The sequence below is a fragment of the Candidatus Halobonum tyrrellensis G22 genome (assembly GCF_000495475.1).
In the GTDB taxonomy this organism is placed as follows: Archaea; Halobacteriota; Halobacteria; order Halobacteriales; family Haloferacaceae; genus Halobonum; species Halobonum tyrrellense.
Genome location: NZ_ASGZ01000002.1, coordinates 280008 through 304316 on the forward strand (window position 1 = coordinate 280008; position 24309 = coordinate 304316).

The following is a 24309-nucleotide window of genomic DNA, read 5'->3' on the forward strand; positions in this document are numbered from 1 at the left end:
TTATCTGATTAGACTCACGCCCCCTGGTATGGCAGACCGTACCAGTAGCGATTCGGAGACCTGGATCGACGATCACGAGTGGGGCTCGGTGCCGACCCAGACGCGGCGCCGTCTACTCGGAAAGGCATTCGGCGGTGGGGCCGCGCTCGCCGGATTGGCGGGCTGTATGGGCGGAGAGGAGGGCGACGGCACGTCGAGTGAGCCGGACACCACCGCCGAGACGACCGACACGAGCGACGACTCTACGCTCGATATCATCACCCAAGTGGTCCCCCAAGACGCCCAGTTCAACTGGTACGCCCCCTCTCACCACTTCGACGACCTCCGGTGGGGGTTCCCGATGTGGGACATGCTGGCGGTCCACGACCAGGTCGCGAACAAGACCAAGGGGATGATCCTGAAAGAGTGGTCGTTCAACGACGACGGGACCGTCACCTGGGTCCTCCGGGACACGTACACGTGGCACGACGGCTCGGATCTCGTCGCCGAGGACCTCGTCACGCAGTTGAAGATCGGACAGCTGATGGGACTCGTCCACAAGGGATGGGGAACCCGCCCCGCCTACGAGAACGTCGAGGCGACCGGGAAGTACGAACTCCAGTTCGAACTGCTCACGCCCGACATGAGCCCGGAACTGTTCATGTGGGGGCACGCCAAGCGGGAGTCGTGGCTCTGGGCCCACCGCGACAACTGGGGGAAGTACGCCGACCTGTACGACGACGCCACGACGGACGATGCACTCGCGGACGCGCAGACGCAGTTGACGAACGAGGTCAAGGCGCCGATAACCGACTCCTCGGTTCTCCCGGGAAACTCGGTGTGGAACCCCACGGCAGTCGAGGGACAGACGCTGCGGTTCGAGCCGTACGACGACTACTACAGTCCCTACAGCGAGGCGGAGTGGGCCGAAGGGGAGATCACGGGCGATCAGGTCGACTACACGCTGGAGTCGACGTACTTCCCGAACCAGCAACAGCGCACCCAGGCGATGTCCGAGGAACTCCTCGACATCAGTTACCCACCTCTGTCCGACAGCGCTCGGCAGGACATGCGCGACATCGGGTTCGAACCGGCCGAGTCGTTCCCGGTCGAGCAGATCAACCCTCGAATGCGGGACCTCTCGATCGGGTACCGGTTCAACATGCAGGACCCGATCACTGGCGACCGCCGGGTCCGGAAGGCCATCGCGCACGTCGTCCCGCGCAAGCCGCTCGCGTCGTGGAACCCCTCCTACGAGGAGTACTGGATGGAGGATCGATACTACACCGGGCTCGGTCAGGATATGGAGGTGCTCCACTTCGGCGGCGACGCCGAGGGCTGGCCGAACGATACGTTGGAGTCGTTCGAACAGTACGCCCACACGCAGGAGGACGTCGACACCGAACGAGCGACGCAGTTGCTCGAAGACGCCGGGTGGACGAAGCAGGACGGCCGATGGCACGACGCCGACGGGGAGCCGGTGACTCTCCAACTGTACACGATGCCGACGAACGAGGACAACAACCACTTCAAGGTCTCACAGCGGATCAAGGCGTTCCTCAACGAGTTCGGACTCCGAACTCAGATGACGGCGGAGGAGGCGTCGATTCGGAACAGCGAGACGCTCGAGTCCGGCGACTGGCACATGATGGCGTCGTACCCCGGTTCGATCATCAAACTCGCGCTCAAGGACTTCGAACTCGACTTCCCCTTCCGGAAGAACTGGAGCGGGGACTCCATCGACGTCCGTCGGGAGTGGGGGATGGACGAGACGGTCGAGGTGCCGTATCCGGTCGGCGACCCCGACGGCGACCTCGAACAGGTCAACGTCTACGAGAAGATGCGGCGGCTCCAGACGAAACTCTCGGAGGAGGAGCGGGGACGCCTCGTCGAGGAGGTGGCCTGGATCTACAACCAGTCGATCCCGTTGTTCGCCGTCAGCGAGGAGGGCGGCATCGGCGGCTACTGGATGAACAAGAGTCGGTGGCGAACGTACGGTCCGCAGGACGGTGAGAACCCGGTCTTCCGGTATCTCGTCATCGAAGTCGGCGAGTACTCGTACGCCCAGTACGCCGCCAAGTTCGGAACCGATTGGTTCGGACCGACCGGGACCGATGGATCTGGAGGCGGGTGACCCGGACCGGACGAAGAACTTATTTAATCGTTCGGTCGAACCCTAACGGATGATGAACGAGGATGCCCTCAGGAGACGCTTTCGCGACGTGGCGTTCACGACCGCGGTGCCGTTCACCGACGACGCGGCCGACGTCCGGTACGACGCGCTCGCCGAGAACGTCGCCGACCTGTACGACGCGGGCGCGCGACTGTTCGTCCCCTGTGGGAACACGGGCGAGTACTACGCGCTCTCGGAGGCGGAACGGAAGCGGGTCGTCCGGACGCACGTCGAGGCGACGGGCGACGACGCGACGGTCGCCGGCGGCGCGGGCGGCAGCCTCGCGACCGTGCGGTCGCTGACGGACGCCTACGAGGACGCGGGCGCGGACGCGGTCATGGTGATGCACCCCGACCACACGTACGTCCACGAGGAGGGGTTGCGGGAGTACTACCGCGCGGTCTGTGAGTCGACCGACCTCGGGGTGGTGATATACAAGCGCGGCCCGGAGCTCACCCGCGAGGTGCTCGCGGACCTGAGCGAGCGCGAGTCAGTGGTCGCGGTCAAGTTCGCGGTCAACGACGTCAAGGAGTTCGCCGCCACCGTCGCGGACGCCCCGGGGGAGGTGACGTGGGTGAACGGGTTGGCCGAGCGGTTCGCGCTCTCGTACGCGGTAGAGGGGGCAGCGGGCTACACGACCGGGGTGGGTAACTTCGCGCCCGAGGCGACGCTCGCGCTGTTCGAGGCGGTCGACGCGGGCGAGTGGGAGCGCGCGCGGCGCCTCCAGCGGGCGATCCGACCGTTCGAGGACCTCCGCGAGGAGACGGGCGAGGGGAACTCGCTCGCGGCGGCGAACAACGTTCCCGCGGTCAAGGAGGGGATGCGGCTCGCGGGCTACCGGGCGGGACCGGTCCGCCCGCCGCTGACCGGCCTCTCGGAGGCGGACGCCGACCGCGCGGCCGACTACTACGACCGGATCGTCGACGCCCAGCCCCTGACCGCCGACTGACGACGGAGCGTATATGTCCCCCGCGGCCGGAGGCTCACGCGTCATGACGAGCGACCGGGACGACTACGACATCGTGGTGGACGGCGCCGGCGACGGCGAGTTCGAGACGGTGGGGGCGGCGGTCGGCGCGGTGCCGGCCTTCCGCGAGGAGGAGACCCGCATCCTCGTGCGTGCGGGCCGGTACGACGAGAAACTCGTCGTCCCCACCCACAAGACGAACGTGACGCTCGTCGGCGAGGGCGCCGCGGAGACGGTGCTCACGCACGACGACCACAACGGCAAGCCCGACGGGTTCGGCGGGGAGTTCGGCACCAGCGGCTCCGCGAGCGCGTTCCTGTTCGGCGACGGCTTCACCGCGCGCGACCTGACGTTCGAGAACGACGCCGGGCGGGTCGGGCAGGCGGTCGCCGCCCGCGTCGACAGCGACCGCGCGGTGTTCGACGGCTGCCGGTTCGTCGGCAACCAGGACACCCTCTACACGCACGGCCGCGGCACCCGTCAGTACTACCGCGACTGCCGTATCGAGGGGACGGTCGACTTCGTGTTCGGCTGGGCGACCGCGTTCTTCGAGGGGTGTGAGGTCGTCTCGAAGGGCGAGAGCGGCTACGTGACCGCCGCCTCCACCCCCGAAGGCGAGCCGTTCGGCTACGTGTTCGACGACTGCCGGTTCGTGGGCGAGGGGCCCGACGGGTCGGTCTACCTCGGCCGGCCGTGGCGCCCGCACGCGCGGACGGTCGTGCTGAACTCGTATCTCGGTCCGCACGTCCGGCCAGCGGGGTGGCACAACTGGGACGACCCCGACAAGGAGGAGACCGCCTTCTACGCCGAGTACCGCAACGAGGGTCCGGGGTACGCGCCCGACGAGCGTGTGGAGTGGTCACACCAGCTAACCGACGAGGAGGCGGCCGACCACACGCGAGAGGCGGTGTTCGGCGGCTGGGACCCGACCGACCGTCTCCGGACGGAGTAGCCGGCGGCAGTCGGGGTGCGATCGGACCGTCCGAGTGACCGCATCGGAGGCGCGCCCCACCGCCGGCTCGGGGGTTACCGGCGCGCGAGCACGTCCTCCGCCACTTCCTCGGTGCCTGCGCTCCCGCCGAGGTCGGGCGTGCGCGGCGCGTCGGGGTCGGCCAACTGGTCGGCGACCGCACCTTCGAGCGCGTCGGCGGCGTCCGACTCGCCGAGGTGGTCGAACAGCATCGCTCCCGACAGGAGCGTCGCGAGCGGGTTCGCCACTCCCTCGCCCGCGATGTCGGGCGCGGAGCCGTGGACGGGTTCGAACATCGAGGGGTAGTCGCCGTCGACGTTGAGGTTCGCCGACGGCGCCAGTCCCATGCTCCCCGAGACGATGGCGCCCACGTCGGTCAGGATGTCGCCGAACAGGTTGGAGGCGACCAGCACGTCGAACTCGTCGGGCCGGCGGACCAGGTCCATCGCCGCGGCGTCGACCAACAGGCGCTCCACCTCCACCTCCGGAAACTCCGCGGCCACGTCGGCGACCACCTCGTCCCAGAACACCATCCCGTGCGCCTGCGCGTTGGACTTGGTGACGTTCGTCAGGTGGCCCGCCCGGTCGGCCGCCGCCTCGAACGCCGCGCGGACCACCGCCTCGGTCCCCCGCCGGGTGTACACCGCCGACTGGACCGCCACCTCGTGGGGGTGACCGCGGTGCTCGCGGCCGCCGATGTCGGCGTACTCGCCCTCGGTGTTCTCGCGGAAGACGACGAGGTCGATGTCGCCGTCCTCGTACCCCCGGAGCGGCGACTCCACGCCGTCGTAGAGGGTCGACGGACGCTTGCACACCTGCTGGTCGAACCCCTTGCGGATCGGGAGCATCAGCCCGTTGAGCGTCACGTGGTCGGGTATCTCGGGGTCGCCCACCGCGCCGAGGAGGATCGCGTCGAACGGTTCGAGCGTCTCCAGCCCGTCGTCGGGCATCATCGCCCCCTCCGCGCGGTAGCGGTCGCTGCCCCAGTCGAACTCGGTCCACGTCACGTCGACGCCCGCGTCCGCGCCGAACCGTTCGAGCACCGGGCGCGCCGCGTCGACCACCGTCGGGCCGATGCCGTCGCCGGGTATCGTGGCTATCTCGTAGGCCATACCGGACACGGGTGGAGCCGTTCCTTCAAGCTGTCGTCGTGAGGGGTCGTGGCCGAGCGTGGACCGTCCGCCGGGGACCGCTCACGTCCCGCCGTCGGGGCTATCGATGGGTTCGAGGCTCTCGGTGAGCGTCGCGGCCACCAGCCCGGCGGCGACGAACGCCAGCACGCTGATGCAGGTGAACGCGGTCGCGTAGTCGAACCACGTCGCCAGCGTGCCGACGACGAGCGGTCCCACCACGCCGCCGAGACCGCGCGCGGTCGAGCGCAGCCCCATCAGCTCCGACTCGCGGTCGTCGGGCGCGACGTCGCCGACGAACGCGACGGTTCCGACGGTCAGCGCGGAGTAGGTCACCGCGTGGACGACGAAGACGGCGCCGCTGACGCCGACCCGGGCGAGCGCCGCGGCCGGGAGCAACGCGGCGACGGCCGCCAGCGCCTGTACCCCGCTGCCGCCGAGACCGCCGACGATCAGCTTCTTCCGTCCGATAGCGTCGCTCAGCCGCCCGAACCCGTACATCGAGCCGATCCGGACCGCGGGGCTGACAGCCAGCACCGCGCCCATCGTGAACTCCGAGAGGCCGACGTCGGCGACGAGGTACACCGGGACGACCGAGACGAACCCCTTCTCGGTCACGTTCCGGAGCGCGATGCCGACGTAGAGCCAGCCCAGCCCCGTCTCGCGGAACAGCGTCCGGCTCGCTCCCCGCGGGAGCGCCCGCCGGCGGACCTCCGCGGCGAGCCGCGACGCCGTCAGCGACGCGCCCATCCCCGACGTGGGGTCGTGGAGGAACAGGGTCGCCACGCCGCCCGCGAGACCGAGACCGACGACGACGAGGTACAGGTCGGTCGGCACCAACACGCCGACGAGGTAGCCCACGAACAGCCGTCCGCCGATCGACCCGACCGACCGCGCGCTGTTGTAGAAGCCGACCGACCGACCGCGACCCGCCTCGCCGCCCGACTCGCTCACGAGCGTCAGCATCGTCGACTGGAACCCGGCGGTGAACACCGCGAACAGGCCGCGACAGGCGATCTGGAGCGGAACCGACACTCGGAACGCCAGCGGCGCGACCGCCAGCGCCGACAGGAACGCCGTCGCGGTGAGGATCAGCCGCCGCCGCCCGGTGATGTCGGCCACCGCGCCCCAGACGGGCGCGAACGCGAGCAGTCCGAACGAGAAGGCGGCGTACGCCAGACTCACCGTGAACGGCGACCCGGTCCGGCCCAGGTACACCGCGACCGCCGTCCCGAACAGCGACCCGCACGCGACCCGCGAGACGCCGACGAGCGCGACGGCTCCCGTCCGGTACCGTATCCGCGACGCCCCGAGCGCTTCGGCCGCCACGACCGGCGGGTCCGCGCCGCCGGGCAAAAAGGTTGGTCTCGCGGCACACGACGCCTCGGCGACCCCGCCCGCGAGCGCGTACCGGCGTCCGATGAGTTCCCCGGAGGGGAACTATCGCCGGACCGGCTCAGTCGTCGGTCGGGAGTTCGACGGCTATGGAGTGGTCGCCGGGACCGTACGTCTCCGTCGTCGCGTACAGCAGTTCCTGTTGGTCGACGGTGTCCATCGAGAACTCGGCGGTGGGCGCGGAGTGGACCGCCAGCGACAGCGTCACCTCCTCGCAGTCGTCGGCGACGGTGAAGTCGACCGTCCCCGTCCCCGACTCGGGCGCGTAGATGTGGCCGTAGTCGAGGCAGTCGCGTAGCTCCGCGCTCGGCCACGCCGTGTCCTTGTCGACCAAGCCCTCGCCGGGCGTGCCGCGTGCGAACCGCATCAGGCGGTCCTCGTCGGCGTACAGGCCGTCCTCGCCGAGTTCCTCGATCGGTTCGCCCGCGACGAAGTCGACCTGGTAGTACTCCACCTGCGGCCGTTCGACGCGGGCGGCGTGCGATTCGAGCCACGCGCGCGTCCCGCCCGCGGGGACGGTCAGCGACCGGGTGTTCTCGTCGAGACTCGGGTAGCCGCCGACCTCCTCCTGGCTGTCGATGTAGTTCTCGACGCCCTCCCGAACGTCCTCGACGACCCGCCGGTCGTGGTACGTTCGGTCGGCCGGCCGCGCGCCCGCGTTCTGCAGGTCGTGTTCGACCGTCCGCTCGGAGGCGAGCGGTTCGAGTCCCTCGGGCCACAGCGGCCGCTCGTCGACCACGCTCACGTCGTCGTCGACCATCGGCACGTCGCCGTCGGTGTAGTTGTCCGCGAGGTGGGCGACGGCGGTGGTCACGCCGTCCTCGGCGAACACGTTGGCCTCGTCGGTGCGCGGGCCGAGGTAGGCGTTCCCCTCGATGCTCGCGTCCGTGTCGGGGTCCAGCCACGTCCCGTCCTCGTAGTTGAACACCACGTTGCCGACGACGGCGCTCTCGGTGCCCTCCTTGAGCCGCGGGTGGCGGTCGGTGTTCTGCGACCAGACGTTACCCAGCAGGGCGACGTTCTCGGCGTTGTTACCGATGAGCGAGCCGTAGCCGTGACTCCCCTTGGGGTGGACCGAGTCGTGGAGCGCCTCGACGATGAGGCAGTTCGAGACGGTCGTGTCGCTCGTGTCGTAGCCGACCGAGAGCACCTCGTCCACGCTCCAACTCGCGGAGACGTGGTCGATGACGTTGTTCCGCGTCTCGTCGGCGGTGTTGACCGCGTCGAGCGCCCAGCTCTCGGTGGGCTCGTCGTAGCCCGCGTCGCCGAGGCGGACGCGGACGTGCTGGATCACGCAGTCGTCGGCGGCGACGTTCAGCCGTCCCTTGATCAGCGTGATCCCCGGCGAGGGCGCGGTCTGCCCCGCCAGGTACAACTTGTCGTACGGCACCGCCAGGTCCCGTACCTCCAGGTCGATGGTGCCGCTGGTCTCGAAGACGACGAGTCGCTCGCCGTCGACGCTGACCGCCTTGCCGAGTTGGCGGCGCGTGGGCTCGCGTATCTTGATCACCGGCGTCGTGTCGTCGAGCCACGGCGCGGCGTCGGCGAACCCGTCCCCGGGTCCGAACTGCGAACTGGTCTCCGGGCCGGCGTCGTCCGGCGGGCCGCCGCCGTCGGTTGGGGCGGCGGTGCTGAACACCGCAGTCGCCCCCGTCGCCGTGTCGCCGTCGCTCGTCTCGGCGACCGCGCGGACCTCGTAGTAGCGTCGTCCCGTCAGGTCGTCGACCGTCGCGCTGAACTCGCCGGCCGACGAGCGCGCGGTCGCCTCCGTCTCCGTCCACGACTCCGTGGGTACCTCCCGATACTCGAAGCGGCAGTCGGCGGCGTCGGCGCCGCCCAGGTCCGTGAGTTCGCCGGCGAGCGTCGCCGACGTCTCGCCGACGTCCGTCACCTCGTTCGTCGAGACCAGCGGGACGCCCGCCTGCGTGGAGACGCTCCCGGCGACTTCCACCTCGCCGATGTCCCGGTTGGTGTCGGGTTCGACCCCCGAGAGGTTCTGGAACGTCGCGGTACACAGTTCGCCGACGACGTGGCTCGTCACCGACAGTCCGAGGTAGACCTGGTCGCCGAGCGCGATGTCGTCCGGGCCGAGACGCTCGATCAGCGTCCAGTCGCTGCCGTCGGTCGAGTGGTACGTCTCGACGGTGTCGCCCGCCCGTCGAAGCCGCATCCAGTCGGCGGGTGTGCCGCCGACGCTGCTGGTCTCGGCGCCCGCTTCCGGTCGGTACTGCATCGACGCCTCGCCGTTGGGCCGCCGGCGGACCATCGCGTTCGCCGCGTCCGCGTCGAGCGACGCCCGCACCATCGGTCCGCACTTGGTGAAGCTCTCGATGTCCTCGATGAACGGGTTCTGCACCGCCACGTCGAAGTCACCGCTCACCTCCGCGTAGTAGTAGTGGAACGCGTCCTGCGTGCTCCAGATGTCCTCGCCGCCGCCCTTCATGGTTATCACCGTCGCGGCCGCCGCGGACCCGCCGAACAGGCCGGCCGCCGTACCGATACTCCCTGCACCGATCGTCCGCAGGATCGTGCGTCTGTCGGGATTCATGGGGGTTCGTGGGATCGCTCCCGAGTCACAGAGGCGATGGCGGGTTAATAAAACTAGTCCCATCGAACATTATAGTCCTTCGAGGAGGTAAGTAGGGCGCTCCCCGACGCGTGGTCGGCCGTCCGCCCGAGGACCGTCGACCGTTCCCCTAACCCGATCATCTTTCCGTACGAATGCACCCGTCCGCGCCCGACTGTCTCGGCCGTAACGCCCGCCGACGGTCGCGTTCGGCCCGGTTCGTCGGGTTCCCGCCCGACCGGAGGAATCGACGAGGATGGATCTTACAGCGGTACCGCTGTAAGGCACCGCGTTCCCGTGGGGGGAACGACCCGGTCCCGTAGCGGATCCGGAGGTGCGTCTACCCCGGGTGGTTCGTTCGGGCGGGGAGAGGTCCGCGACCGGGGGCGGTTACGGTCCGTCGTCGCTGAGGTAGCCGCACCGCCAGAAGACGGCGCCGATCACGACCAGGAGGCCACCCGCGAGCGCGAAGTCCATCATAAGAACCACGTACGATGCGGTCCCCTTCTCGACGCTGGTGAGCGACAGGAGACCCAACAGTAAGAACAGCACCGTCATCGCCAACAGTCCCACCCAGAGCATCTTCCGGCGACACACCCACTTCTTGAAGAACGCCCGTTCGGAGGTTCCCATTCGCTTTCCCGTTGTACGAACCCGGTTATAGAGGTTTGGGCGCCGCGGCGCCGGGGTGCCGCCGACTGGGCCTGTGCGCCGGCCCTTCCCATGCGACCCCCACCTCCCGCGCGGATGACCCACTCGCGCGAGCGTCCGCGCCCCCGAGCGGCGATACGAGGTATTCACCCGTCCTTACTCATTATCGATGAATATATATGTGGGTCTCCTAATGAACGGGGTGCAATGGGATCGCAAACCAGTGAGGACTGTGACGACTGGATCAGCGACGACGAGTGGGGAGACGTGGCACCCCAGACCCGTCGTCGACTGCTGAGAAACGCGTTCGGCGGGGCCGCAGGGCTGGCGGCGCTCGCCGGCTGTAGCGGCGAGGACGGCGAGTCGACCCCGACCCCGCTGCAAGGCGAGGGGGACGGCGACACCGGCGGCTCGACGACCGAGTCGGGGTCGGACACGTCGACGTCGGGCGGCGGCGGCGCCACCCTCGACCACATCATCTCGCTCGCGCCGACCGAGGCGCGGTTCAACCCCTACGGGAACGCGACCAACTGGTCGTTCCGGTGGTACTGGGCGATGTTCGACCAGTTCGCGGTCCACGACAAGGTGACGAACAAGACCAAGGGGATGGTCGTCCAGGACTGGGAGTACGCCGACGACGGGACGGTCACCTGGAACATCCGCGACAACTACACCTGGCACGACGGGTCGGATCTGGTCGCGGAGGACGTCGCAACCCAACTCAAGATCGGCCAGCTGATGGGGACGGTCAACAAGGGGTACGGCGCAGAGCCCCTCTACGAGAACGTCCGGACGAACGGCGACTACGAACTCCAGTTCGATCTGGTCGAACCGGACGTCAGCCGCGAGATCTTCGAGTTCGGCCACATGAAGCGCCGGGCGTGGCTGTGGGCCCACCGCGACATCTGGGGCGAGTTCGCCACGCGGTTCGACGAACTCGGCGAGGACGAGGACAAGACCGAACTCCAGAACGAACTGATGCAGACGGTCAAGTCGCCCGCGTGGGACAACTCGCAGGTCCCGGGCAACTCCGTGTGGGAGTTCACGAGCGGCGAGGAGAACGTCGCACACTTCGAACCGTACGACGACTACGTCAGCCCGTACAGCGACACCGAGTGGGCGAGCGGCGAGATCACGGGCGACATGATCGACTACTCCCTCGACTGGCACCGCTACCCCAACCAGCAGCAGCGGACCCAGGCGATGCAGGAGGGGGTCATCGACGTCAGCTACCCGCCGGACTCCGAGTCCGCTCGCGAGAGCATCCGGGAGATGGGCTGGGGACCGGCGGACGACCTCGACGAGGACCAGATCGTCCCCTCGATGCGGAGCGGGTCGATGAGCGTCCTCTACAACCACCAGAGCCCCATCACGGGCGACTCCCGCGTTCGGAAGGCGATCCAACACGTCGTCCCGCGGAAGCCGCTGGTCTCGTGGGTCACCGACTACCAGAGCTACTGGGTCGAAGACCGGATCCCCTCGGGTATCGGTCAGGACAAGGAGGTGCCGTGGTTCGGCGGAGCGACCGACTGGCCCAGCGGCGGGCTGACCGACCTCCAGAACTACGCCCACACCAAGGACGACGTCGACACGGAGCGCGCGACCCAACTGCTCCAAGACGCCGGCTTCTCGAAGAACGGCGGCCGCTGGCAGGACCCGGACGGCAACAACGTCACGCTCCGCTTTTACACCGCCACGTCGGGCGAGGAACCGATGGCGCTGCGGTTCGCGCAGATCATGAAGTCGTACCTCGACGAGTTCGGTCTCCAGACGGAGGTCACCGCTCAGGAGGCGACGATCCGCTCGGGTAACACGCTCGAGTCGGGCGACTGGGAGCTGATGTTCGACACCTGGGGCGGCGCCAAGAGCGGTCCGGCGTTCCTCGACTTCCAGACCTCGTTCCGCCTCCAGCAGACGCTCAACGGCGACCCGATCCCGACCAACGAGAACTGGGCGATGAACCGGCAGCTCGAGGTGCCGTACCCGATCGGCAACCCCGACGGCGACCTCCAGCAGGTCGACATCATCGACAAACTCAACGAGCTCCGGGTGCAGATGTCCGAAGAGGAGCGTCGTCAGCTCATCACCGAGGTGGCGTGGATCTACAACCAAACGCTCCCGATGATGACGATCAACGAGGAGGGCGGCACCGGCGGCTACTGGCTGAACCACGACAACTGGGACACCCAGGCGCCGAACAACAACCAGAACCCGGCGTACCGCTACGAGATCGTCGAGGTGGGCCAGTACTCCTACTGCCAGTACATGGCGAAGATGGGTACGGAGTACTTCAGCCCGGCCGGCCCGGACAGCTAAGCCACCGCTCGACGCGTCTGGCTCCCCATCTCTCTCGGTTTCTGACGGGCGGTTCGGGGCCGCGGCGGCTCCACGGCTCACCGCCCCCGTGTCCGTAATGGTTAAGTGTGAAGGTGGAGCGTTATCACCTAGCAGGATGACAGAGAAGAACTACTACGTGCGCAGACTGGGTCAAGCGGTGATCACAGTCTGGGCGGCGATCACGTTCTCGTTCGTCACGGTTCGGATGATACCGGGCGGACCGATGGACTACATCGCCGCACAGATCAGACAACGGTCGGGCGGGTCCGTCAGCCAACAGCGGCTGAACCAGATGGTCGAACTGTACTCGCAGGTCAATCCCTCCGAGCCCATGTTGGAGGCGTACATCAACTACATGATCTCGATCGTCCAACTCGACTTCGGGCGGTCGATCTTCTACGCCGACCCGGTGTGGTCGGTGCTGGGGCCGGCCATCCCGTGGACGATGTTCGTGTCGCTGTTCGCGCTGATCATCGGTACACTCCTGGTGTTCCTGATCGGCGGGTTCCTCGCGGTCCACGAGGGCGACACCTGGGACGTGTTGGGGAGCTACTTCGTCATCTTCTCCGACGCGGTGCCGTACTACATCGTGGGGCTGGTGCTGCTGTTCACGCTCGGGTTCGGGACCGAGTGGTTCCCCAACGGCGGCCGGTACGACAACGCGCTCACGCCCGGGTTCAACCTGGAGTTCATGGGGAGCGTGCTCAGACACGCCGCGTTGCCGATCATGTCGTTCGCACTGACCTCGTGGGGCGGACTGGAGTTCCGCGCCCACTGTACGCGGATCATCGGCGAGGACTACGTCGACGTGGCCGAACTCCGCGGGCTGTCGGACGCGCGGATCCAACTGCGGTACATCGGCTGGAACTCGATGCTGCCGATGTACACGGGGCTGATGGCCGGACTGGCCTCCCTCTTCGGCGGGTCGGTCATCATGGAGCAGATATTCCGCTACCGCGGGATGGGCTACTACTTCTACGAGGCCACGATGGCACGCGACTACACCACGATCATGGCGGCGGTCATCCTCTTTACCGTCGTGACGGTCGTGGGTCTGCTGATCGCGGACTTCACCTACGGATTCATCGACCCCCGCGCGGGCCACAGCCAGCGGGAGTCGTTCTCGCGGTCGTACCGCGAGCGGTTCCAGCGGTTCGTCAACCGGGTCACCGGCGGCGGTCGGGTGGAGGAGTCGGAGACCATCGACGACCGGATCGAGGACGACCGTGCGTCGAGTGACGGCGGGATGAGCCTCCAGGTCGACGAGTCCGACTTCTCGCGGCGCGAGTACTTCAACGAGCGGTTCGACCAGAGCGTCCTCACCCCGTTCCGCATCATCTGGACGTCGCCGCGGGCGCGGGTCGGCGCGATCATCCTCTCGATCTTCGCGTTCCTCGGCGTGTTCGGCCCGTGGCTCGTCCCGCCGGTCGAACCGATGCAGGGCGAGATCCTGCTGCAACCGCTCGAGGACCTGAGCCACCCGCTCGGCACCGACGACATCGGCCGCGACCTGCTCGCACAGCAGGTGCTCGCGACCAGACCGATGCTGATCATGATGCTCTCGGGCGCGATCACTACGCTCGGGCTGGCAATATTGCTGGGCGTCGTCGCCGGCTACCTCGGCGGCCTGCTCGACAAGGTGCTGATGACGATCACCGACGTGATGATGAACATCCCCGGACTCGCGCTGGTGATCGTGCTCGCGGTCATCCTCGAACCCAAGAGTCCGGTGTTCGTCGGCGTGATACTCGCCATCGACAACTGGCCACGGCTGGCCCGGCAGATCCGCTCGCAGGTGCTCACGCTCCGCACCGAGGCGCACGTCGAAGCCTCCCGCGTGCTGGGGCTTCCCACCCGGAGCATCCTCTCGAAGAACGTGATGTCGCGGCTGATGCCGATGCTCACGATGGGGACCGTCGGCGCGATGCGGAACATCCTGATGGAGTCGGTCGGGCTGTACTTCATCGGGGTGCTCCCGTTCACCACGAGCAACTGGGGCGTCGTGCTCAACATCGCGCGCAACGGCGGCGCGCTCTCGGGACTCGACCGGTTCCACTGGCTGCTCGCGCCCATCCTGTTCATCGTCACGATGACCTACGGGCTGCAGTTGTTCGCGCAGGGGACCGACCGGCTGTTCAACCCGCGGCTGCGCGCGCGCCACGCCGCCACCATCTCCGTCGACGACGAGACGGACGACGACGACGCCGGCGGCGGCGGCGGTAGCGACACCGACGGGTGGAGGAGTTCGACCGCGGACTGACCTCTCGGAGCTCCCTCTCCCCCGAACGCAGGCGGTTTTCGGTCTCGGTTCTCTACTTCTCCCCGCCCGTCAACTCCGCCAGCCGCACGGCCGACTCGACGACGCGCGGCGTCCCTCACCGTCGACGGGGAAAGAACTAATCTCTCGCCCGCCAACGTCAGGACGGAACCCGAATCATGAAAGTCGAAAACGAGGGCAACACGATGCGGTACCTGCTCGGCACGATACTACTCATCGTCCTCCTGGTCGGGGTGTACTACGCGTTCACCGTGATGTGAGGCCGCCTACGTCATCCGGTACAGCCAGATGAGCACCCGGGCGGTGACCGAGACGAGTATCAGGAGTCCGCCGATGATACCGAACATCCCCGCCCACACCCCGGTCTGGAGCGCCGCGCCGACGAGTATCAGCGCGGCGCCCACGACCAGGACGGTTGCGGTGATGGGACCGCCGAGGTAGGACCTGGCTCTCCGGAGCGTGCTCTGTCGAGAGTTAGCTTGTGCCATGTCTGTACGGTCTTCGCTCGCGTGAACTTATACCTTCCGCGGCCGGACGGCGCGAGGGGGTCCCGGGCGACGCCCGGCCGTCGACCCGACCCGCACGCCGGCGTCCCCGGGTCGACGCTCGCGTCCCCGTCCGCGCGTCGGGGTGACCGCACGCCCCGGCGACTGTACCGGGAAAGGACTAAGTATGATCGTATATGATAGAGGGTAGTACACCCAGTATGAGGAGTTTCTCGACCGGACGCGGACCGCTGTACACGCACCGCACGACCCACTCGAACCCGTGAGACACCCACACAATGGCAACACAGAACACTGAGCGGCGGAACCGGATCGACGTCGCGTCGGACAACGTCTTGGAGATAGAGAACGCGAGCGTCGGCTTCGCGATGGACCGCGGCGACGCGCAGGTCCTCAACAACGTCTCGATAGACGTCCACCGCGGGGAGGTGCTCGGCGTCGTCGGCGAGTCGGGGTCGGGCAAGTCGATGCTGGCCGACTCGATGCTCGACTCGATCGACGACCCCGGGACGCTGACCGGCCGGGTGACGTTCCACCCGCCCGAGGGGGGCGACCCCGTCGTCGTCAACGACCTGAACAAGGAGGAACTCCGCCGGTTCCGCTGGGAGCGGATCTCGATGGTGGTCCAGGGGGCGATGGACTCGTTCAACCCCACGCTGACGGTCGGCGACCACTTCGAGGAGACGCTCCGGGCGCACGACTACGACGTGCCCGAGGGGATGGAGCGCGCGCGCGACCTGCTGGAGGACGTCCACCTCGACGCCGACCGGGTGCTCGACTCGTACCCCCACCAACTGTCGGGCGGGATGACCCAGCGCGCGCTCATCGCGCTGTCGCTGATCCTCGACCCCGACGTGTTGGTGATGGACGAGCCGACGGCCGCGCTCGACCTGCTGATGCAGCAGTCGATCCTGAAACTGCTCGCCGAACTCAAAGCGGAGTACGACCTCACGGTCGTGATCGTGACCCACGACCTGAGCCACGTCGCGCGGATCTCCGACCGCCTCGCCGTGATGTACGCGTTCGAACTCCTCGAACTCGGCCCCGTCTCCGAGTTGGTCGCCGACCCCGCCCACCCGTACACGCGGGAGCTACTCAACTCGATCCCCGACATCGACGCGGACCTCGACGAGATGGGCTCCATCGAGGGGACCAGCCCCGACCCGCTCAACGTCCCCGAGGGCTGTTCGTACCACCCGCGGTGTCCGATCGCGAAGGAGAAGTGCGTCAACGAGAACCCCGACCTGTTCGACGTGCCCGGCGAGGAGGGCCACGGCGCGGCGTGCTTCTACATCGACGAGGCGCGCGAGACCATCCCGCTGAAGAAGGAGGTGACCGAATGAGTTCGAACTCCGGCTCCGACTCCGAACCCCTGCTCCGTGTCGACGACCTCGACGTCCACTTCGGCGGCAACTCGGGCCTCCTCGACCGACTGTTCGGCGAGGAGCAGGGCACCGTCCGCGCCGTCGACGGCGTCAGCCTCGACATCGGCGAGAACGATGTGGTCGCGCTGGTGGGCGAGTCGGGCTGTGGCAAGACCACGCTCGGCAAGGCGATGATCGGTCTCGAGCGTCCCACCGGCGGGACCGTCCGTTTCCGGGGGCAGGACATCTGGAAGACGGAACTGGAGGAGGGCGACATCCCGTACAAGCGGATCCGAAAGTCGCTCCAGATGGTCCACCAGGACGCGGGCAACTCGCTCGACCCCAACCGCACCATCTTCGACAACCTCAACCCCGCGCTCAAGAAGTGGCGGCCGGAACTCAACCTGGTCGAGCGGCGCGAACTCGTCCACCGGATGCTCGAGACCGTCGGGCTGACGCCGTCGGACGACTACGCGTCGCGGTACCCTCACCAGCTGTCGGGCGGTGAGGCCCAGCGGACCGTCATCGTCCGGTCGATGCTGCTGGAGCCGGACCTGATCTTGGCCGACGAGGCGGTGAGCGCGCTCGACGTGAGCCTCCGGGTCAACCTGATGGACCAACTGCTCGAACTCCAGGAGATGTTCGCCACCTCGTTCGTGTTCATCAGCCACAACATGTCGAACGCGCGCTACCTCGCGGGGAAGGCCGACGGCCGGATCGCGGTGATGTACCTCGGGCGGATCGTCGAGATCGGTCCGGTCGAGGAGATCATCCACAACCCCCAGCACCCGTACACCAAGAGCCTGCTGTGGGCGACGTCGGGGCTGTCGCGGATCAACGACCCGATCGAGGACCCGCCGGTGCGTTCGATCGACGTGCCCGACCCCGAGAACCCGCCGAGCGGCTGCCGGTTCCACACCCGGTGTCCGGAGGCCCGGGAGTTCTGTACGGAGCACGACCCCGAACTCGAGACCGCCCCCGAGTGGCTCGAACGCCACGAGACCGCGTGCTACTACGCCCACGACCGCGAGGAGTACTGGAACACCCAGCCGCTACCCGACGAGTCGGACGTCGGCGAGGACGCCGACGCGACGCGCGGCGCGGCCGACTGAGACGCGGCGACGCGCCCGTCTCCCCCTGTTCTCCCGCTCTCGCGGGTCGCCCCGTCTCCCCCCGCCCCGCTCGCCGACGCTGCCGTCCATCGCGTCGAACGGGTCGGGGCTGTCGCCGTAGCGCAGCGTGCGGCCGTCGGCGAGTCACCCGCTCCCGTACCGGCGCGTTCGGCGCGAGCGCGCGACCGGGCATTCGCCGTTCCCGTTCGCCGGCCGCCTCAGCGCGCCTCGGGGAACCCGTCGGGGAGCGGCTCCGGCCGCTCGCACGTGCTCGACAGGTCGACGTACTCGGCGTCGGCGGCCGACTCGCGCAGCCCCGCCATGACGTCGAGGACGTGGTAGCCGACCGCGCCGCTCGTCCGGTGGTCCCAGTCGGTCCGGAGCGCGCGCGCCATGTCGACGACGCCCAGTCCCCGCCCCTGGCCGGGGTGGTCGCGCTCGACCGGTAGCTCCCGCCACTCGCCGCCGTCCGCCTCCCGCAGGTGGACCCGCGGCGCCCCGTCGAACTCGTTGGGGTCGGTGACGCTGAGCGTCCCCTCGGTGCCGTACACTTCGAACCCCGAGAGTTCGGACGCCTGCACGTCGAAACTCGTGAGCAGCGTCCCCGTCGCGCCGCTCTCGAACGTCACGACGCCCGTCTCGTGGGTCGGCACCTCCACGTCGATGGTCTCGCCGTGCCGCGGCTCGCTGGTTATCTCCCGGGTGTCGTGGGGGGTCTCGGTCGCGCCCGCGACCGACCGAACCGGGCCGAGGAGGTGGACCAGCGCGGTCAGGTAGTACGGTCCCATGTCGAACAGCGGGCCGCCGCCCGTCTCGTAGTAGAGGTCGGGGTTGGGGTGCCAGCGCTCGTGGCCGGGACTCGACCACGACGCGACGGCGCCCACCGGCCGGCCGATGGTGCCGTCGTCGACGACGTCCCGGCACGACTGGATGCCGGTGCCGAGGACGGTGTCGGGTGCGACGCCCACCCGGAGTCCGGCGGCGTCGGCCGTCTCCAGTATCTCGGCGCCCGCCTCGCGGGTCGCCGCCAGCGGCTTCTCGGTGTAGACGTGTTTGCCCGCCCGGAGCGCGTCGAGCGCAACCTCGGCGTGGACCGCGGGCGGCGTGAGGACGACCGCCACCTCGACGGCGGGGTCGTCGAACAGTTCGTCGACGCCGCACGCCCGGGGGACGCCGTGTTCGTCCGCCTTCGCCCGCGCCCGCTCGCGGTCGATGTCCGCGCAGGCGACCGTCTCTATCGCGTCGAACCGCTCGCCCGCCTCGAAGTAGACGTCGCTTATCGCCCCGCAGCCGACGACGCCCACGGATACCGGATCGAACTCCATGCGGGAGGGTCCGAAGCGACCGACAAGTAGCTGCTGGTGGCCCGACTCACGCGACCCGACCGGCCGCCGTCGCCCGACGCGTCGGCCCGTCGACGCGCCGGTTCGTCCCCGCTCCGACCCGGGGGCGGACGCGCACGCTCACGCCCGGTCGCCGAACTCGTCGACCGGGACCCACTCGCCCCGGCGGACGGACGCCTGGGCGGCGAAGACGACGTCGACGGCGGCGCGCGCGTCCGCGGGCGGGATCATCGGCTCGCGGCCCTCCCGCACCGCGCCGACGAAGTCGCGGACCTGGACGGTGTGCGCTCCCTCCTCGGCGGGGTCGAGGTCGACCGTCTGACGACCCGCCGCGGTCTCGTAGGCGTCGACGCCGCCCTCGTGGAGGCGCACCGACCCCTCGGTGCCGTTCGCGCGCAGGCGGATCGGCTGGCCGGGTTGGGTGGCCGTCGTCGCGGAGACGGTGCCGCGCGCGCCGCCCTCGAACTCCAGGCTCAACGCCGCCGTGTCGGGCACCTCGACGTCGTGGTGGAGCGTGTCGAACGACGCCGCGACGCGGGTCACGTCGCCGACGGCCCACCGGAGCAGGTCGAGTACGTGCAGCGCCTGCGTGAACAGCACGCCGCCGTCGAGCGAGGCGGAGCCGTGCCACCCCTCGAAGTACGACGGCCCGCGGTGCCACTTCAACTCCGCGTCCGCGAGGAGCACCCGGCCGAACTCGTCGCTCCGCACCGTCTCGCGGAAGAACTCCATCTCGGGGAGCGTCCGCCGCTGGAAGACGCCGCCGAGCGTGACCCCGGCCTCCCGGCACGCGTCGACCAAGCGGTCGACCCGTTCGGGCGTCACGTCGAGCGGCTTCTCACAGAGGACCGCCGCGTCCGCCGCGGCGGCGTCGACCACCACGTCCGCGTGGGTTCCGTTGGGCGTACAGACGCTGACGGCGTCGAGGTCCGCCCCGTCGAGCATCGCGGCGTGGTCGGCGTAGGCGTCACAGCCGTGCGCGTCGCCCAACTCGCGGGCGGTCGGTTCGTCGATATCGGCACAGGCGACCAACTCCGCCCCGTCGACGCGTTCGACCGCCTTCGCGTGGGTCTCGCCCATGCTCGAACAGCCGACGACGCCGTACCGCAGCGGACCGCTCACCGACCCGCCTCCCCGACGCGGAACTCCTCGACGGCGTCGGGGTCGACCTCGATCCCGAGCCCCGGTCCCTCGGGCACCGGGACGCCGTTGCCGTCGTTGTCGATGGGGTCGCTCACGAGGCGGCGGCGGATCGGGTTGGAGGTGCGGTCGAACTCCAGCATCGGCTCGCCCGGCAGCGTCGAGAGCAACTGGAGGCTGGCCGCGAGCGCGACCGGCGTCCCGAACACGTGGGGGAGACACCGGAGTCCCCGCGCCGCCGCGGCGTCGGCGACCCGGCGCGCGGAGGTCAGCCCGCCCGCGCTCGTCACGTCGGGCTGGACGATATCGACCGCGCCGGCGTCGGCCGCGCGGTCGAACTCCTCGGTGAACGCCCAGCTCTCGCCCGCCGCCAGCGGCACGTCGGCCGCGGCGTTGACCCGGCCGTAGGCGTCGAACTGCTCGGGGGGCATCGGCTCCTCGAAGAAGTGGACGTCCAGGTCGGCGAGGCGGTCGGCGACCCACCGGGCGTCGGCGGCGTCGTACGCGTGGTTGGCGTCGCTCATCAGGCGCACGTCGTCGCCGACCGCCTCGCGGATCGCGCGGACGAGTTCGACGTCCTCCTCGCGACCCCACGGGAAGTGGCGCGCGAGCCCGATCTTGTTCTTGAGCGCGTCGAACCCCGCGTCGACGTGGCCGCGCGCCTCCTCGACCACCCGCTCGCGGAGCGTCGAAAAGTCGTCGCAGTCGGTGAAGAAGTGGCCCGTGGCGTACGCCCGCACCGAGTCGCGCCGCCTGCCGCCGAGCAGTCGGCCGACGGGTTCGCCCGCGAGCTTCCCTCGGAGGTCCCACAGCGCGATATCGACGCCGCTGACCACGCTCGCGGGGACGTACGAGTGGAACGCCGAGCGCAGTCGGAAGACGAGGTCGTCGTGGATCCGTTCGACCTCGCGGGGGTCCTGCCCGCGGAGCCACGGCGCGACCCACTCGTCGACGAGTTCGCGGTTGCCCGCGACCGGTCCCCAGCACTCCCCCCACCCGACGGTGCCGTCGGACGACTCGACGCGGACCAGACAGTACTCCCGCGAGTCGATCCACTTCTGGGCGTTCGCGAACCGTTCGTCGAGGTCCCGCCGCACCGCCACCGCGTCGACGTGTCTGATCTCCATCGCGTCGGACCTGCCCGCCGACCCGCATAAGTGTTCGCGGTGGACGGCGAGGGGCGCGAGGTACGGCGGAGCGTCGGCGGGCGGCGCGAGCCGATTCGGCGCCCGCTCGCCCCACCACAACGGCTTTGTGCGGATGCCCGGTGGTCGAACCATGGACGAGCCTCACCTCCCAGGGGACGACGCGGCGGGCGACCGCGCACTGACCGACGGCGGCGTACCGAACGACGGTCCGCGCTCGGGCGGCGCGTACGTCTGCGAGGCGCTCGTCGACGCGGGCGTCTCGCTCGTCGTCGGACTGCCGGGCACCCAGACGCTCCCGCTCGACCGCGCGGTCGCGGAGCGCGACGACGTGGAGTACGTGATGGCGCGCCACGAGACCGCGGTACCCCACGTCGCGTGGGGCTACTACGAGGCGTGCGGCCGGCCGGCGGCGACCGTGACCGTCCCCGGGCCGGGCGACACCAACGCGATGCACGGGCTGAAGAACGCCGCCGAGGACTCCGTGCCGATACTCCACGTCGCCGCCGACGCCGACCCCGAGGACAGGGGGAAGGGTCCGATCCACGAACTCGACCCGGAGACGTTCGACCACGTCGTCAAGGGTAACTTCTCGGTCGAGCGGCCGATGGAACTCCGCGGGACCGTGGCGGAGGCGGTCGAACTCGCGTTGACGCCGCCGTACGGCCCGGTCCGGGTCGGCGTCCCGAAGGGCGTGCTCGCGGCCGAGTTCGACGCGCCCGCCGCGTCCGCCGAACCCGCGCGGACGACGTACGACAACGCCGACGCGTACGACCGCGCGGCCGACCTGCTCGCGTCAGCCGAGCGGCCGGCGCTGGTCGTCGGCGGGGGGTGCCGCCGGGCGGAGGGCGGTCCCGCCGCCGTCGCCGGCCTGGCCGACGCGCTCGACGCGCCCGTCGCGGTGACGTACAAGGGGAAGGGCGTCTACCCCGAGGACGACTCCCGATTCCTCGGCACCGCCGGGAGCCACCTCCCGGCGGGCGCACGCGAGGTGCTGGAGCGGGCGGACGTCGTCTGTGCGCTCGGGACCGACCTCGACGGCGTGACGACCGCTCACTGGACGCTCCCGACGGGCGACGACCTGGTCCACGTGAACCTGAACCCCGACGACGTGGGGCGGTCGTACGAGCCGACGGTCGCGCTGGTCGACGACGCCGCGGCCGCGTGCGACCGCCTCCGCGACGGGGTCGACGCGCGCGGCCGCGCGGACGGCTGGGACGGCGGGGCGCTCGCCAGCCGGGTCCGCGAGGAGTACGACGCGCACCTGCGCGAGTCGGGCTGTCTGGGCGGCGGAGACGGCGCCGACAGCGCCGACGATAACCCGACCACTTCGGCGGCGCTGCTCCGCGCGGTCAGGGAGGCCGTCCCGCGGGAGGCGGTGGTCACGGCCGACGTGGGCGGCTTCCGACTGTGGGCGATGCAGACGTTCGAGGCGTACGCGCCCGACCGGTTCGTCGCCGCGGGGTCGTGGGCCGGAATGGGCGTCGGCCTCCCCGCGGCGGTCGGCGCGAAACTCGCACGGCCCGACGCGCCCGTGGTCTGTCTCTCCGGCGACGGCGGCCTGCTGATGTGCATCCACGAGTTGAACACCGCGGCCGACCGTGACCTCGACGTCACGCTCGTGGTGTGTACCAACGCCGACTACGGCATCATCAGCAACGCGCCCGAACGGGGCGACCGCCGCGACGACCGCCGGTTCGACTGGGAGTCGCCCGACTTCGTGACGGTCGCGGAGGGGTTCGGCTGGACGGCGACCCGCGCGGACACGCCCGCCGAGGCGGCGGACGCCGTCGCCGACGCACTCGACGCCGAGGGGCCGACGCTGGTGGACGTGCCGGTCGACCCCCGGGAGCCGACCGCGGCCGAGGCGGCCGACTACGACACCGCGGTCGGCGACCTCCTCGCGTCCGACGACGCCTGAGGCCTCGCCGGCGACGGCTCAGTCGGTCGAGAACTTGGTGTTGAGTTCGATCACGTTGGCGGCGCGGCGCACCCGTTCGGCGAGTTCGCCCTCGATCCGGTCGTCGGTGAACCGGCTCGACGGCCCGGAGATGCTGACCGCGCCGAACACCGTCTCGTCGTCCCTGACCGGCGCCGCGACACAGCGGAGCCCGTCGATGTTCTCCTCGTTGTCGAGCCCGTACCCCCGCTCGCGGACCTCCGCCAACTGCTCGCGGAGTCGCTCGGGGTCGGTCACCGTGTGCGCGGTCAGCGGTTCGAACTCGCAGGCGTCGATCACCTCCGCGCGCCGCTCCGCCGGCAGGTACGCGAGGATGGCCTTCCCGAGCGACGTGGAGTAGATGGGCTGTTGGGTGCCGACGGTCGAGGCGGTCTCGACCGCTCGGGCGCCGCGGGCCTTGTAGAGGTACGACACGCGGCCGTACTCCTCGATGCCGAACTGGGCTATCTCGCCCGTCTCCGCGGCGAGCGCCTCCACCTCCTCCTCGATGACGTCGCTGTTGCCGACCTGGTCGCGCACCCCCCGTGCCAGGTCGAGGATGCGGAGGCTCAGCCGGTAGCCGTCGGGTTCGCGGACGACCATCTCCTCGTCTTCGAGCGTCTTGAGGTGGCTGTGGACGGTGCTCTTCGAGTGGCCCAACTCGTCTGCGATCCCCGACAGCGTCCGGGCTCGCTCGCGTTGGAGCAGGTCGACGATGCTCAACGCGATCCGCACGCCGCGGATGCGCCGCCCGCCGCTCTCCTCGTCGGTCGTCGGCATACGCGACCCACTCCGTCGCGGACCTTAACTCTGTTCCCGAGGGGGGAACCGTCTCAGATCGACGGGCCGACCCGCGTGAGCGCGAACTCGGTGAGTCCGTGGCGCTCGGCCGCGGTCGGGTCGCCGCCCGCGACCGCGAGCAGGCGGTCCGCGAGCGCCGCCGCGTCCGTCTCGCGCGCGTCGACGTCGACGTCGTCGGGGACGGCCGCGAGCGTGTCCGCGTCGCCCGACAGTTTCACGACGGGAACGAGCGGGTGGCCCGCGGGGATGCCCTCCGCGGTGGCGTGGACGACGACGTGCGCGCCCGCGGCCGCGAGACCGGTCGCGGCCTCCTCGAACCGCGAGGGGGCGTCGACCAGCGTCACCCCGCCGTCGACGGTCGCGTCGTCGCCGTACGCCACCGCGTCGGCGACGCGCGCGTCGCCGAGGAACCCCGTCGCGTCGTCGAACCCGCGGTCGGTCGCCGCCCGCCCCACGCGGGTCGCGCGCGCGGGCCGGTCGGCCGCGTCGGCGTCGAGCACCCGGTCGAGCGCG

At 69.6% G+C, this 24309-nt stretch carries 16 protein-coding genes and 2 pseudogenes; 8 read left to right on the plus strand and 10 right to left on the minus strand.

From position 1 onward, the window contains the following. Positions 1-28: 28 nt before the first annotated feature. From K933_RS01395 to K933_RS01405, 3 genes are read left to right on the plus strand one after another with little or no spacing between them, the layout of a single operon-like run. Positions 29-2113, plus strand: a complete 2085-nt coding sequence (locus K933_RS01395) for an ABC transporter substrate-binding protein (protein WP_049947439.1) — start codon at positions 29-31, stop codon at positions 2111-2113. A gap of 52 nt (positions 2114-2165) precedes the next feature. Next, positions 2166-3101 carry a dihydrodipicolinate synthase family protein gene (locus K933_RS01400; protein ID WP_049947463.1) on the plus strand — a complete coding sequence of 312 codons (936 nt, stop codon included), beginning with the start codon at positions 2166-2168 and terminating at the stop codon, positions 3099-3101. Between the two features lie 43 nt (positions 3102-3144). Next, on the plus strand, positions 3145-4071 hold the full coding sequence (locus K933_RS01405) for a pectinesterase family protein (RefSeq protein WP_023392884.1): 927 nt from the start codon (positions 3145-3147) through the stop codon (positions 4069-4071). Positions 4072-4145: 74 nt separating this feature from the next. Here the strand turns inward: K933_RS01405 and K933_RS01410 are convergent, their stop codons facing one another. From K933_RS01410 to K933_RS01425, 4 genes and pseudogenes are all read right to left on the minus strand, one after another. Continuing rightward, positions 4146-5201, minus strand: coding sequence for an isocitrate/isopropylmalate dehydrogenase family protein (locus K933_RS01410; RefSeq protein ID WP_023392885.1), 1056 nt, complete (start codon positions 5199-5201; stop codon positions 4146-4148). Positions 5202-5282: 81 nt separating this feature from the next. Beyond that, on the minus strand, positions 5283-6548 hold the full coding sequence (locus tag K933_RS01415) for an MFS transporter (RefSeq protein ID WP_235063400.1): 1266 nt from the start codon (positions 6546-6548) through the stop codon (positions 5283-5285). A gap of 523 nt (positions 6549-7071) precedes the next feature. Then, positions 7072-9162, minus strand: a pseudogene (locus tag K933_RS01420) (pectate lyase); the annotation flags it as partial. 408 nt (positions 9163-9570) lie between these two features. Then, the gene (locus K933_RS01425; protein WP_023392888.1) at positions 9571-9813 is read right to left on the minus strand and encodes a hypothetical protein; all 243 of its coding nucleotides are present in this window, start codon (positions 9811-9813) and stop codon (positions 9571-9573) included. A 225-nt stretch (positions 9814-10038) separates the two neighbouring features. Between K933_RS01425 and K933_RS01430 the strand changes: the two genes are divergently transcribed. Both K933_RS01430 and K933_RS01435 read left to right on the plus strand, forming a co-directional pair. Beyond that, entirely contained in the window at positions 10039-12147 is a 2109-nt protein-coding gene (locus K933_RS01430) for an ABC transporter substrate-binding protein (RefSeq protein ID WP_023392889.1), read from the plus strand. Between the two features lie 136 nt (positions 12148-12283). Further along, entirely contained in the window at positions 12284-14428 is a 2145-nt protein-coding gene (locus K933_RS01435; RefSeq protein ID WP_049947440.1) for an ABC transporter permease subunit, read from the plus strand. A 284-nt stretch (positions 14429-14712) separates the two neighbouring features. Here K933_RS01435 and K933_RS01440 read toward each other — a convergent pair whose 3' ends face one another. After that, positions 14713-14934, minus strand: coding sequence for a hypothetical protein (locus K933_RS01440; RefSeq protein WP_049947441.1), 222 nt, complete (start codon positions 14932-14934; stop codon positions 14713-14715). A 296-nt stretch (positions 14935-15230) separates the two neighbouring features. On the opposite strand from K933_RS01440, the gene K933_RS01445 reads away from it, so the two are divergent. Both K933_RS01445 and K933_RS01450 read left to right on the plus strand, forming a co-directional pair. After that, positions 15231-16295 carry an ABC transporter ATP-binding protein gene (locus K933_RS01445; RefSeq protein ID WP_023392892.1) on the plus strand — a complete coding sequence of 355 codons (1065 nt, stop codon included), beginning with the start codon at positions 15231-15233 and terminating at the stop codon, positions 16293-16295. After that, complete coding sequence (locus K933_RS01450; RefSeq protein ID WP_023392893.1) at positions 16292-17428, plus strand: ABC transporter ATP-binding protein; 1137 nt, start codon at positions 16292-16294, stop codon at positions 17426-17428. The genes K933_RS01445 and K933_RS01450 overlap by 4 nt, the downstream gene beginning before the upstream one ends. A gap of 218 nt (positions 17429-17646) precedes the next feature. Here the strand turns inward: K933_RS01450 and K933_RS01455 are convergent, their stop codons facing one another. The 3 genes from K933_RS01455 to K933_RS01465 all read right to left on the minus strand — a co-directional run bounded on the left by K933_RS01455 (position 17647) and on the right by K933_RS01465 (position 21038). Then, a complete protein-coding gene (locus K933_RS01455) occupies positions 17647-18753 on the minus strand; it encodes a Gfo/Idh/MocA family protein (RefSeq protein ID WP_023392894.1) in 1107 nt (368 codons plus the stop codon). A 138-nt stretch (positions 18754-18891) separates the two neighbouring features. Further along, positions 18892-19893, minus strand: coding sequence for a Gfo/Idh/MocA family protein (locus tag K933_RS01460; RefSeq protein WP_023392895.1), 1002 nt, complete (start codon positions 19891-19893; stop codon positions 18892-18894). After that, positions 19890-21038: a mandelate racemase/muconate lactonizing enzyme family protein gene (locus K933_RS01465; protein WP_023392896.1), complete on the minus strand. Its 1149-nt coding sequence runs from the start codon at positions 21036-21038 to the stop codon at positions 19890-19892. Before K933_RS01465 ends, K933_RS01460 begins: the two co-directional genes overlap by 4 nt. Before the next feature lie 151 nt (positions 21039-21189). Between K933_RS01465 and K933_RS01470 the strand changes: the two genes are divergently transcribed. Next, positions 21190-22977 carry a thiamine pyrophosphate-binding protein gene (locus K933_RS01470; RefSeq protein WP_023392897.1) on the plus strand — a complete coding sequence of 596 codons (1788 nt, stop codon included), beginning with the start codon at positions 21190-21192 and terminating at the stop codon, positions 22975-22977. Positions 22978-22995: 18 nt separating this feature from the next. Here K933_RS01470 and K933_RS01475 read toward each other — a convergent pair whose 3' ends face one another. After that, positions 22996-23775: an IclR family transcriptional regulator gene (locus K933_RS01475; protein ID WP_023392898.1), complete on the minus strand. Its 780-nt coding sequence runs from the start codon at positions 23773-23775 to the stop codon at positions 22996-22998. A gap of 53 nt (positions 23776-23828) precedes the next feature. Beyond that, positions 23829-24309, minus strand: a pseudogene (locus K933_RS01480) (UxaA family hydrolase); the annotation flags it as partial.